This is a genomic window from Aestuariimicrobium sp. T2.26MG-19.2B, from assembly GCF_950101875.1.
Lineage (GTDB): Bacteria > Actinomycetota > Actinomycetes > Propionibacteriales > Propionibacteriaceae > Aestuariimicrobium > Aestuariimicrobium kwangyangense.
In genome coordinates this window covers 1,853,197-1,867,243 of record NZ_CATNLW010000001.1, presented here as the reverse complement: position 1 = coordinate 1,867,243, position 14,047 = coordinate 1,853,197, and the positions used below count along the sequence as shown (strand labels likewise).

General features: G+C 67.5%; 15 protein-coding genes. All 15 read right to left on the bottom strand.

The window, feature by feature from the left end; translation table 11 throughout:
• Positions 1 to 36: 36 nt before the first annotated feature.
• Complete coding sequence (locus QQZ11_RS08260) at positions 37 to 1,080, bottom strand: carbohydrate ABC transporter permease (protein WP_284549790.1); 1,044 nt, start codon at positions 1,078 to 1,080, stop codon at positions 37 to 39.
• A gap of 110 nt (positions 1,081 to 1,190) precedes the next feature.
• Positions 1,191 to 2,558 carry an extracellular solute-binding protein gene (locus QQZ11_RS08255; RefSeq protein ID WP_284549789.1) on the bottom strand — a complete coding sequence of 456 codons (1,368 nt, stop codon included), beginning with the start codon at positions 2,556 to 2,558 and terminating at the stop codon, positions 1,191 to 1,193.
• A 290-nt stretch (positions 2,559 to 2,848) separates the two neighbouring features.
• Positions 2,849 to 3,289, bottom strand: coding sequence for a 50S ribosomal protein L15 (gene rplO, locus QQZ11_RS08250; RefSeq protein ID WP_284549788.1), 441 nt, complete (start codon positions 3,287 to 3,289; stop codon positions 2,849 to 2,851).
• A gap of 1 nt (position 3,290) precedes the next feature.
• Positions 3,291 to 3,473, bottom strand: coding sequence for a 50S ribosomal protein L30 (rpmD, locus tag QQZ11_RS08245; RefSeq protein WP_022910659.1), 183 nt, complete (start codon positions 3,471 to 3,473; stop codon positions 3,291 to 3,293).
• Positions 3,473 to 4,090, bottom strand: a complete 618-nt coding sequence (gene rpsE, locus QQZ11_RS08240) for a 30S ribosomal protein S5 (protein WP_022910658.1) — start codon at positions 4,088 to 4,090, stop codon at positions 3,473 to 3,475. The genes rpmD and rpsE overlap by 1 nt, the downstream gene beginning before the upstream one ends.
• 18 nt (positions 4,091 to 4,108) lie before the next feature.
• Positions 4,109 to 4,492, bottom strand: coding sequence for a 50S ribosomal protein L18 (rplR, locus tag QQZ11_RS08235; protein ID WP_026378088.1), 384 nt, complete (start codon positions 4,490 to 4,492; stop codon positions 4,109 to 4,111).
• A 2-nt stretch (positions 4,493 to 4,494) separates the two neighbouring features.
• The gene (rplF, locus tag QQZ11_RS08230) at positions 4,495 to 5,037 is read right to left on the bottom strand and encodes a 50S ribosomal protein L6 (RefSeq protein WP_022910656.1); all 543 of its coding nucleotides are present in this window, start codon (positions 5,035 to 5,037) and stop codon (positions 4,495 to 4,497) included.
• A gap of 30 nt (positions 5,038 to 5,067) precedes the next feature.
• Positions 5,068 to 5,475, bottom strand: a complete 408-nt coding sequence (gene rpsH, locus QQZ11_RS08225; protein WP_022910655.1) for a 30S ribosomal protein S8 — start codon at positions 5,473 to 5,475, stop codon at positions 5,068 to 5,070.
• Positions 5,476 to 5,563: 88 nt separating this feature from the next.
• Positions 5,564 to 5,749, bottom strand: coding sequence for a type Z 30S ribosomal protein S14 (locus tag QQZ11_RS08220; RefSeq protein ID WP_022910654.1), 186 nt, complete (start codon positions 5,747 to 5,749; stop codon positions 5,564 to 5,566).
• A gap of 14 nt (positions 5,750 to 5,763) precedes the next feature.
• Positions 5,764 to 6,399, bottom strand: coding sequence for a 50S ribosomal protein L5 (gene rplE, locus QQZ11_RS08215; protein WP_022910653.1), 636 nt, complete (start codon positions 6,397 to 6,399; stop codon positions 5,764 to 5,766).
• Positions 6,396 to 6,806 carry a 50S ribosomal protein L24 gene (gene rplX / locus QQZ11_RS08210; RefSeq protein ID WP_022910652.1) on the bottom strand — a complete coding sequence of 137 codons (411 nt, stop codon included), beginning with the start codon at positions 6,804 to 6,806 and terminating at the stop codon, positions 6,396 to 6,398. The genes rplE and rplX overlap by 4 nt, the downstream gene beginning before the upstream one ends.
• On the bottom strand, positions 6,807 to 7,175 hold the full coding sequence (gene rplN, locus QQZ11_RS08205; protein ID WP_022910651.1) for a 50S ribosomal protein L14: 369 nt from the start codon (positions 7,173 to 7,175) through the stop codon (positions 6,807 to 6,809).
• Positions 7,176 to 7,451: 276 nt separating this feature from the next.
• Positions 7,452 to 8,312 carry a hypothetical protein gene (locus QQZ11_RS08200; RefSeq protein WP_284549786.1) on the bottom strand — a complete coding sequence of 287 codons (861 nt, stop codon included), beginning with the start codon at positions 8,310 to 8,312 and terminating at the stop codon, positions 7,452 to 7,454.
• Positions 8,309 to 11,770 carry a DUF5107 domain-containing protein gene (locus QQZ11_RS08195; RefSeq protein WP_284549784.1) on the bottom strand — a complete coding sequence of 1,154 codons (3,462 nt, stop codon included), beginning with the start codon at positions 11,768 to 11,770 and terminating at the stop codon, positions 8,309 to 8,311. The genes QQZ11_RS08200 and QQZ11_RS08195 overlap by 4 nt, the downstream gene beginning before the upstream one ends.
• Positions 11,767 to 13,923: an alpha-galactosidase gene (locus QQZ11_RS08190; RefSeq protein ID WP_284549782.1), complete on the bottom strand. Its 2,157-nt coding sequence runs from the start codon at positions 13,921 to 13,923 to the stop codon at positions 11,767 to 11,769. Before QQZ11_RS08190 ends, QQZ11_RS08195 begins: the two co-directional genes overlap by 4 nt.
• Between the last annotated feature and the right edge of the window lie 124 nt (positions 13,924 to 14,047).

Genomic DNA, 14,047 nt, shown 5'->3' with positions numbered 1-14,047 from the left:
CGACGGCTGACTCGGTTCGGGTTTCGACTGCGGTACTCATTCTGTGTAGAACACCCACTTCTTCTGAGCGATCAGCTGCAGGCCCGTGAGGAGCAGCAGTGAGATGAACAAGAGCAACGCCAGGGCGGCACCCACACCAAAGTTGAACTCACGGAACGCGACCTGCACGATCTCGTACACGATGGTTCGTCCGTAGGCAGGTGCTGTGGTGTCGAAGAAGACGTAGATGTAGTCGAAGACCTGGAAGGAGCCGATGATCGAGGTGATCGACAGGAACAGGATCGTCGGTGAGATCAAGGGCAGCGTGATGCGGAACATCTTCTGGATCTCTGAGGCTCCGTCGATCGAGGCCGCCTCGTACATGGACGATGGCACGTTCTCAAGACCGGCCATGAACATGACGACCTGATAGCCCAGGCCCTGCCATACGGATACCAGCACCACGGCGGGGATGACGAAGGTGGGGTCGTTCAGCCAGTCCGGCGGTGCGGCCCAGCCCAGCTTGCGCAGACCAGCCGTCAGCGGGGAGATCTCGGGGTTCAACAGCCACAGCCAGACCACCGAGACGGCCACGGTCGCGGTCACCTGCGGGGCGAAGAAGGCCGTGCGGTAGACGTTCTTCATGGGGCCGGTCCGCTGCAGCAGCAGCGCGAACAGGAACGCCGAGACCATCAGGGAGGGCACCTGCAGCGCGGTGAACCACAGGGTGTTGACCGCCGACTTGCGGTACTGCTCGTTCTGGAAGACCGTCTCGAAGTTCCCGAAGCCGATGAAGGTCCGGTTCCCGAACCCGTCCCACTTCATGAACGCCAGGATGATGGCGAAGACGAGCGGGCCGATCATGAAGGCCAGCAGGCCCACGAGCTGGGGCGCCATGAACGCGTAGCCATGCAGGTTGTCACGCATGCGCCGCTTGCGCAGCGCCCTGCGGTGGGTCTCGCCGGCGGTCTGCTCGACGCGCTGCTGCAGTTTCAGGTCTGCCTTGGCCTTGTTGGCCACCGACAAGGTTTCGGTCACGGCATCTGCGGCCGCGGGCTGCACACCCACGACCTCGCCGTCGGCTTGGGGACGTTCCGTCATCGCAACGCACCTCCTTCTGTTGTGTCAGGCGTGACACTACTGGGGGCGAGGGATCCTCGCCCCCAGTAGCGCAACATTTGCAGCGTCGTGAACCTCAGTTCACGAACGACTCAGGACTCCTTGCCAGTGTTGATGTAGGTGGTGAGCTTCTTGCCGAAGTCAGCAGCAGACACCTTGGCCTTGATCCACTTGTCGACGACCGTGCCCAGGTTGGAGGCAACGACCGCGTTGTTGGCGATCTTGAGCGGGATGGCGTAGCCCTTGCCAGCCAAGTCGTTGAACGTCTTGGCGTGCTTCGGCAGCGGCGGGTTGTCCTCCTCCACCAGGTTCTCGAGGCCCTTCACGGCGGGCACGGCGTTGCCGCCGCCCGCAAGACGGGCCTTCTCACCCTCGACACCGGTGTAGATGGCGGTGAACGCCTTCGCCAGGTCGACGTTCTTGGCCTTGGCGTTGACACCCATGGCGGCCACGTACACGACGGTCGGCATGATCTCCTTGCCGTCGATCGTCGGGTAGGGAGCGATGTCGTAGTTGAACTTCAGCTCCTTCAGGTTCGGCAGGATCCAGCGGCCGTAGGGAATGGTCGCCAGCTGCTTCGCGTAGAACAGGGCGTCGACGCCCTGGCCCTTGGGGAGCGAGCCACCGTAGGTCATGGTCCCCTTGTCGAGGTGGCCCCACATCCATTCGATGGCCTTCATGCAGGCATCGTCCTTGTCGATCTGGCAGTCGCCGTTGTCGGCCCATGGCTTGCCACCGAAGGTGGTCATCCACGAGAGCCAGTGGCCGTAGCCCGACTCGAGCACGTGGGCCTTCTTGCCCTTGGCGGTCACCTTGGTGAACAGCTCGTCGACGGCCTGCTGGGTCCAGACTCCGCCCTCGAAACGCTTGGCGGGGTCGTCGCCGTAGCCGGCCTCCTGCAGCAGGTCCTGGTTGAACCAGAAGGTGGCCGGGTTGCAGTCGACGGTCATGCCGTAGAACTTGCCGTCACCCTTGGGCTGGCACCAGTCCAGCAGGTTGGTCAGGTGCTGGTCGAACGGCGAGCGCGAGGCCGACGACTTCATGTACTCGCCGATCTCGACGAGTGCGTTGTTCTCGACCAGCTTGGCCATCATGTTGTCACCGACGTAGAAGACGTCGGGGGCTGCGTTGCCCACCAGCTGGGTCTGGATCTTCGAGGCGTAGTCACCGGAGACGACCTGGAACTTCACGTCGGTGCCGTACTTCTGCTTGAAGCTCGCGGCGTACTCGTTGAAGCGCTTGGCCTCACCCGGGTTGGCCCACGAACCCCAGGAGATGCTTCCTCCGAAGTTGTTGCCCTCGGCCTTCATGTAGTCGGCCTTGGCGTCACCGGACTTACCGCCAGTGGTGCCGCCACCGCCAGGTCCTGCGCCCGATCCACCGCCACAAGCAGTCAGAGCGACCGCCGAGATCCCGGCGGCAGAAGCACCCAACAGGGTGCGTCGGTTGAGAGTGGTCATCAATGTCCCTCCACAGGATTTCCATGGCGCCTTCGCCACGGACTGGGTCCAACGTAGCGCCGCCGCCGCCGCACGCAAGCCCCCACCCCGTCATTGTGTCCCGTTCGTGACCTTCTTCGACCACGGGTGTTGCCCCTAGTCGTGTCGAGAAAGTGAGGGACGCTGGACCATCCTCGAGCAGCCCCCCGCGGGAAAGCGCTCGCCAAGGGTGCTCCACCACCCCGCACGACGACGACGGCGGCCCCTCACCAGAGGGACCGCCGTCGTCGACGATCAGGATCGAACGTGGATCAGAGGGTGTCGGCGGTGCCGCCGGCGTCCTCGATCTTCTGCTTGGCCGAGGCCGAGTAGGCGTCGACGGTGACGTTCAGCTTGACGCTGAGGTCGCCGCTACCGAGCACCTTGACCAGGTGCCCGGCGCGCACGGCGCCCTTGGCCACCAGGTCATCGACGGTCACGGTGCCACCCTCGGGGAAGAGCTCGCCCAGCTTGGCCAGGTTGACGACCTGGTACTCCACGCGGAACGGGTTCTTGAAGCCCTTGAGCTTCGGCATGCGCATGTGCAGCGGCATCTGGCCACCCGCGAAGAACTGGGGAACGTTCTTGCGAGCTCCCGTGCCCTTGGTACCGCGGCCAGCGGTCTTGCCCTTCGAACCCTCACCGCGACCCACACGGGTCTTGTCGGTCTTGGCACCCGGGGCAGGGCGCAAGTGATGAAGCTTCAACGCCATGTCATTCCACCTCTTCCACGACGACCAGGTGGGCGACGGACTTGACCATCCCGCGAATCTCGGGACGATCCTCCTTCACCACCACGTCGCCAATCCGCTTGAGACCGAGCGTACGCAGGGTCTCTCGCTGGTTCTGCTTGCGATTCACGCCAGACTTGGTCTGGGTCACCTTGAGACGTGCCATCAGTGAGCCACCTCCACCCGCGACGCCTTCAGCAGAGCTGCAGGGGCCACGTCCTCGACGGACTTGCCGCGGCGCTTGGCCACGGCCTCCAGGGTCTCGAGTCCCTTGAGCGCTGCAACGGTGGCATGCACCACGTTGATGGCGTTCGCCGAACCGAGGGACTTGGCGAGCACGTCGTGCACACCCGCACACTCGAGCACGGCGCGGGCCGAACCACCGGCGATCACACCGGTACCGGGCGAAGCCGGACGCAACATGACCACACCGGCAGCCTTCTCGCCCTGCACGGGGTGCGGGATGGTGCGCTGGATCAGCGGCACCCGGAAGAAGTTCTTCTTCGCCTCCTCGACACCCTTGGCGATTGCCGCGGGCACCTCCTTGGCCTTGCCGTAGCCGACACCCACGGTGCCTTCGCCGTCGCCGACCACCACGAGGGCGGTGAAGCTGAACCGACGACCACCCTGCACGACCTTCGCCACACGGTTGATGGCGACGACCCGCTCCAGGTACTGGCTCTTCTCTTCGCGCTGCTGCTGTCCGCCACGACGGTCGTCACGGCCGCGACGCTGCTGCTGCTCACCAGCTGCGCCGCCACCGCGGCGCTGAGTTCCACTCATCGCTGTTCCTTTCGTCCGTCAGAGGCCCAGACCGGCCTCGCGCGCTGCATCAGCGAGCGCGGCGATCCGACCGTGGTACTTGTTGCCAGCGCGGTCCATGACCACGTACTCGACACCGGCAGCCTTGGCGCGCTCAGCGATCAGCTGGCCCACCTTGGCGGCCTTCGCCGACTTGTCGCCCTCGAACGTGCGCAGGCCGGCCTCCATGGTGGAGGCGCTGGCCAGGGTGCGACCGTCGACGTCGTCGACCACCTGCACGCCGATGTGGCGGGCGGAGCGGGTCACGACCAGGCGGGGACGCTCGTGCGAGCCGTAGATCTTCTTGCGTCCCCGAGCCTGCCGACGCAGACGCGATGCAACGCGGCTCGCCATTCCCCTGCGGGGACCAAACGAGAGAGCCATGATCACTTACCAGCCTTTCCGACCTTGCGGCGCACGTGCTCGCCGGCGTAGCGCACGCCCTTGCCCTTGTAGGGCTCGGGCTTGCGGATCTTGCGGATGTTGGCCGCAACCTCGCCGACGACCTGCTTGTCGATGCCCTGCACCGAGAACTTGGTGTTGTTCTCGACGGCGAACGTGACACCCTCGGGGGCGTCGACGATCACGGGGTGCGAGAACCCGAGCGCGAACTCGAGCTGCTTGGGGCCCTTGGAGATCACGCGGTAACCAACACCGACGATCTCGAGCTTCTTCTCATAGCCCTCGGTGACACCGGTGACCATGTTGCTCACCAGGGTTCGGGTCAGGCCATGCAGCGACTTCGAGAGCCGCTCATCGTTGGGACGGGAGACCTCGATCTGGCCCTCGTCATTCTTTCCGATCGTGATCGGAGCCGCGACGACGTGGTTCAGGGTGCCCTTGGGACCCTTCACCGCGACGGTCTGGCCATCAATGCTCACCTCGACACCGGACGGGACGGTGATCGGGAGCCTGCCAATTCGTGACATTTTGTTCTTCTCCTCCTCAGTCTCGTTCGGTCACCACACGAAGGCGAGAACTTCGCCGCCCACGGCTTTTTCGTGTGCCTGTCGGTCGGTCAGCAGTCCCTGCGAGGTCGAGATGATCGCCACGCCCAGGCCACCGAGGACCTTGGGGAGGTTGGTCGACTTCGCGTAGACGCGCAGACCGGGCTTGCTGATGCGACGCACGCCAGCGATGGAACGCTCGCGGGAGTCGCCGTACTTGAGGGTCAGGGTCAGCGTCTTGCCGACCTCGCCCTCGGTCGGATCCTTGATCTCGAAGTCCGCGATGTAGCCCTCGGACTTCAGGATCTCGGCAATGCCGACCTTGATCTTCGAGCTGGGCATGCTGGTCTTGTCGTGGTACGCCTGATTGGCGTTACGCAGACGAGTCAGCATGTCTGCGATGGGATCAGTCATGGTCATGGCTGTTCAGCCTCTTTCTCGCCCCGGTTTCGTTCGTCCTCGACGGACGACGACCTGTGGCGCTCAGATGTGGAAGGTTCGAGGTCTCTCACCAGGAGGACTTGGTCACGCCGGGCAGTTCGCCACGGTGGGCGAGTTCGCGCACGCAGACGCGGCACAGGCCGAACTTGCGGAAGACGGCCTTGGGCCGTCCACACTTGTTGCAGCGGGTGTACGCACGAACGGCGAACTTGGGCTTGCGCGACTGCTTGACCTTCAGAGCGGTCTTTGCCATCTCAGTACCTCAGCTCACTTCTTCTTCTTGGAGTAGAAGGCCTTGCCGCGCTTGGGGCCGGTCTTCTTGGGATCGTCAACTTCCTTGAAGGGGAAGCCGAGGTGCTTGAGCAGCGAGCGACCTTCGGCATCGGTCTTCGCGGTGGTCACGAAGGTGATGTCCATACCGCGGGTGCGGTCGATCTTGTCCTGGTCGATCTCGAGGAACATGACCTGCTCGTTGAGACCGAAGGTGAAGTTGCCCTGACCGTCGAACTGGTTCGAGTTCAGACCGCGGAAGTCACGGATACGGGGCAGCGCGAGGCTCAGCAGACGATCGGCGAACTCCCACATGCGATCCCCACGCAGCGTGACGTGGCAGCCGATCGGCTGTCCCTCACGGAGCTTGAACTGGGCGATCGACTTGCGGGCCTTGGTCACCTGCGGCTTCTGACCGGTGATGGCCGTCAGGTCGCGGATGGCGCCGTCCATGATCTTCGAGTCGCGAGCGGCCTCGCCGACACCCATGTTGACCACGATCTTGGTCAGACCGGGGATCTGCATGACGTTGGCGTACTCGAACTCCTGGTGCAGGGCGGGCGCGATGGTCTCGCGGTACTTCTGCTTCAGGCGGGGCACAGCCTTGACCTGGGGGGCTTCGGTGGTGGTCACTTGTCGGCCTCCTTCTTGGCCTTGGCGGGCTTGTCGGCCTTCGCCTGCTCTTCCTTCTTGAGGTAGCGCACCGAGCGGAAGGCGGTGTACTCGCTGCCGTCGGCGCGACGCTTGGTGACCTCTTCGCGGCGGTAGCCCACCCGGGAGACCTGCGCATCGGCACCGGAGCCGACGACCAGCTGCACGTTCGACACGTGGATGGGAGCCTCGGACGCGACGATGCCGCCCTTGACCTGGGCACCGGACGAGTTGGCCTGGTCGCGCAGGTGGCGCTTGACGATGTTGACGCCCTGCACAGTGACGCGCTGACGCTCGATGTCAACGGCGATGATCTCGCCGATGGTGCCGCGGTCCTTGCCGGCGATCACCTTGACGCGGTCACCCTTCTTGACGTGGAGACCCTTCATTCAGATCACCTCCGGGGCGAGCGAGACGATGCGCATGAACTTCTTCTCGCGCAGTTCGCGGGCGACGGGGCCGAAGATGCGGGTGCCACGGGGCTCCCCGTCGTTCTTCAGGATCACCGCGGCGTTCTCGTCGAACTTGATGTAGGAGCCGTCGACACGACGCGACTCCTTGACGGTGCGGACGATGACGGCCTTGACCACATCGCCCTTCTTGACATTGCCGCCGGGGATGGCGTCCTTGACGCTGCACACGATGGTGTCCCCCAGGCCGGCGTAACGGCGCTTCGACCCACCGAGAACACGGATGCACAAGAGTTCCTTGGCACCAGTGTTGTCGGCGACCTTCAGCCGCGACTCCTGCTGGATCATTGATTCTCCTCTGCTCGACCGGTTCCTCTGACGGGGCCTGTCCGAGCTCGTGGTTGACCCCCTGGATTTTGCCAGGAGGCGCCCCGCTCGCGAACGTGCGGGAGTTGCCAAACTCCAGGAAAGGTCCCCACCGGCGATGAAGCCGAGGGCACAGACCTGGACACAACTGGTCAAGAGTATCCCAGCGGTGAGCTGCGGCCTAATCGCGCCAGTGGCCTCCCCGGCAGTCTCCGCAGCATTCTGCGAGGTGCGGATCGGGAGCCTCGTCCGGACTGTTCAGGTACGCCTGAAGGACAGCTCCACCCACCAGTCGAGCGGGTGCTCATGGCTGAGCACTGCCACCTCGTCACCGGGGACGAGACGACTCACGTCGTCCCCCGCCCCGGTGGCCGGTTCGACCGCCACCACGGGGGTCCCGGCGTACTCAGCGGGGTCGAACCAGAGGGCGACCGACCGCAGCGGTGCACCTCCCCAGCCGAGGACGAGTTCCCAGCCTTCGCGCCCCAGGACCACCTCGGCCGGCAGGCGGGGGGTGTGCGCCCACACCTTCTTGGCACGGGGCTCGTCGGCGGGGCGGCCGGAGGGACCAGCGCCCGTGGCCACCATCGGCGGAGGACCGCCCCACGGTACCGGTGCGTCCGCGGCGACCGGGTGGGTCGGCAGCACCTCACGCAGGTGCGGCACCACCAGTCGCTCGGGCGCGATGAATTGGGGGTGGGCCGCCCACAGGAAGGGAAGCGGAGGGGCGGCGGGCAGGCTGCGCGCCCGATAGTCGAGCCGGAAGCCTGCTCCGGTGGGCGTGATGCGGCGGCGAAGGCTGAACCCGAGCCCGGGCACGTCGACCTCGCAGGTGAGCTCCCCCGCGTCGTGGCGGACGACGCGCCAGGGTTCGTCCCAGACATCGCCGTGGTCCCCGAGCGTCCGACCGTCCTGCAGTCGTCCCGCCGAGATGGTCGGCGCGCACTCGTCCCAGCCGCCCATCTCGGACTCCGTGAAGCCCGGGCCGGACCAGCTCTCGCGCCCGGTCGACAGCCACTCGAGCCCGTCGGGAGATCGCAGTGAGGTCAGCTTCGCCCCCCGCTCGGGCCGGACCCTCACCTCTCCCCCGGCCCCGGCCAGTCGCAGGTCGGGTGTCATCGAGAGACCTGCGCGCTCCACCACAACAGCAGGTGGTGCGGCAGTCGGTGCTTGGCGTGTTGCAGCGCCGGGCCGTCGGTGACGCCGGCCAGGAGCTCAAGCTGGGCTCGCAACACCGCCACCTGGTCGTCGCGGTCGGCCTCCGGGGGTCGCACGAACAACAACAGTTGGGGAAGCGAGGTCGCGAAGTGGTCGATGCGGGCGGGGGCACTGGCCACGTGGTCGGTGAAGTCGGCCAGGTCGGCGGTCAGGTCATCGGCTCGCTCGCCCTCCCCGAGTCGGCGCAGCGCCACGATCCGGAAGAAGCTCAGGTCCGAGTGCGGGGTGGTGGCCATCTCACGGAAGTCGCCGACGGCCTCCGCCGCACGGCGCCAGGCCTGCTGGGCCTCCCGCCTCTCGCCCTGCCGGGCGTGGGCGTCGCCCCGGGCGAGCCACAGGTGCGCGGGATTGGCCAGCAGGTGCCGGTCCTCCCCCAACGATGCCGGCGGACGAAGGGCCGAGTCGATCAGCGCCAGTGCTCGGTGGGGGTGCTGCAGGGTGGCGGCGAGAGCGGCGGCCTCCCACGTGGCCAGCACCTGGCCCTCACCGCCCTCCCAGGGCTGGAACTGCCGGCGGGCGAGGGCTGCGAGGGCCTCGTCCGCTCGTCCGATGACCACCTTCAGCCCGGCGTGACGTGCCGCCAGGTCGTGACGCCGCCCCACCAGTTCGGGGTACCGGTCCAGCCGGGCCAACCGTGACGCGACCGGCTCAGAGCGCAACTGCGCCAACTGGTCGAGTTCGGAGAGGAGTTGCGCATCATCGGGGGCGAGGGCGCGGGCTCGCTCGTAGAACTGCCACGCCCGTGCCGGGTCGTGGTCGTGGTTGTGGGCGAGCAGGCCCAGGCACCGGCCCACCACCGCCGTGGGGTGGGTCGTCCAACTGGCCGACCAGTGCCGCTGTGCCTCGTCGACCCGCCGCCAGTGCAGGTTCCAGCTGCCGAGCATCGAGTGGGCGAGCCAGTCGCCCGGGTCGAGGTCGACCGCCCACCGCAGGGCAGCCACGTCGTCATGATCGATGGGCAGCGCCCACCTGGGGTCGCTGGCCACGGCTTCGGCGAGCGCCTCGGCCACCGCCGGTGAGGAGTGCTCGCCCGATCGGAGGGCCAGCACGTGGGCACGGTGGTGCGACAACAGCGGGGCCACCCCTGTCATGCCCTCGACGGGGGCCGCCCGATCACCGGCGGCCAGCACCGCCAGGGCCTCGTCCCAGGCCCCACAGCGCTTGAATTCCTTGGCGACGTCGAGCCAGGTCACGGGGTCGAGCCCGACCCGGTTGAGATCCTCACTCGTGGGAGCAGTGTCGGCAGGGAGCACCCGTAGGACCCGCGCCCACGCGTCCAGGGGGTCGAGCGCGAGGGTCCCGTCGAGCAGGTCGGTCGCCTCGTCCGCCAGACCCAACCGGCGCAGACCGACCACGGCAAGGTCGCGTGCCTCCAGTTGTTCGGGCGAGCGCTGCACCAGGGTCAACAGACGTTCCACCGCGGTCTGGTCGTCACGGCGCAGCAACTCGATGCGCGCCATGGCCAGCTGTGCGGGCATCCACCAGTGACCGTCCCAGCCGGCGCGCGCGAGGATCGTCCACGCCTGATCGAGTCGACCCAGCCGCATCAGGGTCAAGCCCAGCAGGTAGTGACCCTCGGCGTCACGCGGGTTCAAGTTGTGGGTGTTGGACCTCGCCACCGCGGCATTCAGGTGGCGTTCGGCTGCCTCGAAGTCGGCAGCCCGGAAGCGTCGTAGGCCCATGCCGACGTTGCAGCGGAAGTCGCCCGGGTCGCGTCGTAGGGCCTCCGACCACCAGGTCTCAGGTGATCGGGTGGCGTGCCGGTACTGCTCCAGGTGGGAGCCGATGAACCAGAGTTCGTCATTGCTCGCCACCTGCTCGGGGGGCGCCGGTTCCACGGCGGGGGGCGGTACCTCGAAGCTGTCCGGCTGCTCGACGGGGAGCACTGTCAGCAGGGGTGAGGAGCCCTGCCGGACAATCGCGCGCACGCCGGCACCCGAGGGCACCGTGGCGGTGCGGGTGACGGGGTGGGCGGGGTCGAGGTCACCCAGGTGCCACTGCTCCACCTGTCGAACCTCCGTCCCTTCCCCGCCGACGAGGAGCTCGACGGAGCAGTCGGCCAGGGCCCTGGTCGACTGCACACGGACCGTCACCCGACGCTCGTCCAGCTCTGCGCCCGCGTGGTCGTCGTCATCACCGTCACCGCGAGGCAGCGGCTCGACCACCAGGCTGGCGGCGGCATCGGGGTTGGCCTGCTGCACCGGACCCAGCTCGCCGATGGGGTACCAGAGTTGGCTGAAGGTCTTGGTCTCCCCCGGTTGCAGGTAGCTGAAGTCCGGTTGGTTGTTGGTGAACACTCCGGCCATCAGTTCGATGTAGTGGCCGCCGTCGTCGGTGAGCGCACGGTCCCAGGCGTGGCCGAACTCGTGGTTGCCCCAGGTCCACTGCTTCTTGCCCGGCGAGACCTCGCGCGAGGCCCAGTGCACGAAGCCCGCGCCCCGGCGGTGGTCGTAGCCGCCGAAGTACTCGTCGTCGGTCTCGAGCACCATGTAGCTGGTGGGCACGGGGATGTTGCGGTACCAGTCGAGCCGGTCCGCGTCGGGATGTTGGGGCGTGACCCGGGCCGGGTAGTCGACCCCGTAGTAGGGACGATCCGCTGCCGGGAAGCCGGTGGTGGCGCGGTTGGCGTGGTCGGCGACGAAGTGCACGTCGGTGGGGAAGAACGACTGGTAGTTCTCGTCGACCCGGGCGGCGACATTGGCCCACCACAGGAAGGTCTGGGGTACGTCGGTGCGGTTGTGCACGCGGGCCAGCACCTCGACCACCGCCCGGTCGGGGGCCAACCTGATGCCGTGCATGCCCTTCATGCGGGTGAGGGGGTCGTGGTCGCTGCACCAGACGGTGACGGAGCCGTCGTCCCCGTGCTCGATCTCGACGTCAGTGGGCAGGAACGTCGCCGGACGATGGTGCTGCGGCCAGTTGAACTCGACGCCACCGGCAATCCAGGGGCCGGCCAACCCCACCAGGGCAGGCTTGATCACGTCCTGTCGATGGAAGAAGTCGTGGTCACGCACCCGGTCGTAGCCGATGTGGATGCGGCCACCCAGCTCCGGCAGCACGACGATGCGCAACCAGTCGTTCTCGAGGTGCACTGCCCGCCAGTCGCGTGGACGGGCGACGGGCTCGATCGACTCGTACAGCGGCATGGGATGTACCGCACCCGAGGAGCCCTGGTAGACCCGGTTGCCGAGGAAGGCCGGATGCGGCGAGGGACTGTCCGGATGGTAGGTGGGCAGCGTCAGCGGTTCCTCCCAGACCGCCACCGGGGCGTCCCTCCAGCGTTGCGGACGGGTCGGCAGACCGGGAGCGTCGTGCGGGACGAAGTCGCCCTCGCCGGGGGTGTCCGTGGGAGTCGTCATCGGACCTCCTCCACGTGCACGAGGACGCCGGTGTCGGGGTTCAGCCGTGGGCACTCCAGCCCGATCTCGATCAGGGCTGCACCTGACGCCGTGATCGATTCGGCCAGCCAGGCAGGTTCGCTGCGAGCGGCACCGGTGGCAGACAGCTCGCTGACCCGGTAGCGGCGGTGGGGGTCGAGGCCCTCGAGGCGCCAGCGCTCGGCGGGCCACGTCACGGGCCGGTTCAGCACGACGAGGCTGAAGAGCGCCTCCGACGAATCCTCGGCCACGACGCCGCGCACGGCGATCGCGGGATCGGTGTCGACGTGGACCACCCTGCCGCTGTGCAGCAGGTCGCGGTGGCGTCGGTGCAGGGCCACCCAGGCGGCCAGCTCATCGAGTTGAGCCTGGGGCAGGCGCTCCAGGGGAGCCTCGATCCCGAGGTGACCCCCGAGGGCGAGCAACCCCCGGGTGGCCAAGGAGAAGGAACGACCCGTGATGTGGTCGGGGGAGGCACCGAGGTGGGTGCCGGTCACCTCGGGCGGCAGCAGCAGTTCGGTCGCCGCCAGGATCGAGGTGCGTTCGTGCGGGTCGTTGATGTCGCTCGGCCACATGCGCGTGGCGATCTGCATCACACCCAGGTCTGCCCGACCCCCACCCGAGGAGCAGGACTCGATCTGCAGCCCGGGGTGCCGCTCGATCAGGTCACGCATCAGCGCCAGTGCCGCCACGGTCTGGGCCCGCACCGCGGGTGCACCCGAGGGCTGGTGGCCGGCATCGAGCAGGTAGCGATTGTGGTCCCACTTGAGCGCGTCGATGCCCACCTCGCCGATGACCGTCGAGATCTGGTCACGCACGTGCCGCCAGGCCTCCGGATGCGTCAGGTCGAGCACGTGCTGGTGGCGACTGGGAAGCCCCGCGCCGTGGCCGGCGTCGAACAACCACTCGGGGTGGCTGCGGGCAAGGTCGGAGTCGAGGTTGACCATCTCGGGTTCCACCCACAGTCCGAACTCCATCCCCAGCGAGTGCACCAGGTCGGCCAGTGGCTTCATGCCCTGGGGCCAACGTTGGGTGTCGACCACCCAGTCACCGAGCGAAGACGTGTCGTCGCGGCGCCCGGTGAACCAGCCGTCGTCCACCACGACCCGCTCGACCCCGATCTCGGCGGCACGCCGGGCGGCAGCCATCAGGGTGTCGGGGTCGACGTCGAAGTAGACCGCCTCCCACGAGTTCCACGTGACCGGGCGCCGCGCTGCCCGCTGGTTGGGCCATGACCGGACGAGGGTGTGGAAGCGCTCGGCCATCGCGTCCATGCCCCTGCCCCAGGCGGCGAAGAGGGTGGGGCTCGTGTGGCTCCGTCCGGGGGCGAGGACCACCTCGCCGGGGAGGAGCATCTCGCCGGCCGACAGGGCCCGGGTGTCGTAGGGGGTGCGGGTGGCGGCGGTCACCTGGGAGCCGGACCAACCCAGGTGGATGCCCCAGACCTCGCCCGACCGGTGACCCGCCTCGTGGGTGGTCGCCATCGTGACCCACGGGCTCTCGAAACCGGGCTTGCCACCCCGGGACTCCCGGACCCAATGCCCCACCAGGAACTCGCGACGCTGACGGGTGCGCTCCTGCGCCCAGCGTCCGGTGAAGTCGACGAGTTCGGTTGCCCGCGAGGGCACCGGCAGGTGCGGCTCGAGGGAGGTCAGCTCGAAGTCGGTGTCACCGGTGTTGGTGAGGGTGCAGGTCAGTGTCAGCACTCCCCCGACCTCGAGCGCGAGGTGCACTGCGAGGGCCAGCCCCGACGCCTCGTCGTCTGCCCGGGCGACGACCTGGTGGTCGGTGAGCTCGTGGCCCGCGGCCGTGAACAGGGGCGCCCACGCGGTGTGGTCGGTCCGGTGCCCCGACAGGGACGGACGTTCGACCCAGCCCTCCGCCAGGGCGGGCAACACCGTCACCGGGTACGGGGCATGCACCCGGGAGTCCCCCGTGGTGGCTCGGGTCTGCAGCTCGACCGCCGCCAGGTCGCTCTCGGTGAGCTCACCCAGGTCGGCACCCCAGTGCAGGATGCGGGGCAGTCCTCGCCCGAGCTCGACGACGACTGACACCCCGTCTCGACGCAGGTGGGCCACGCGGGTGGGGTTCCCGCTCGTGGAGGGTTCCGTCGAAGGCTGGGCTGCATTGTTCACGGCACAACTGTGCCGCGCCGAGCGGCCCCGGCCCATGTCAGGTTGCGGGAGATGGATGGAGATTTCCATGATCCACGCTCTGGAACTGAGCCTGAGTGCGCCCCAGACATGGACGGTTCTGACA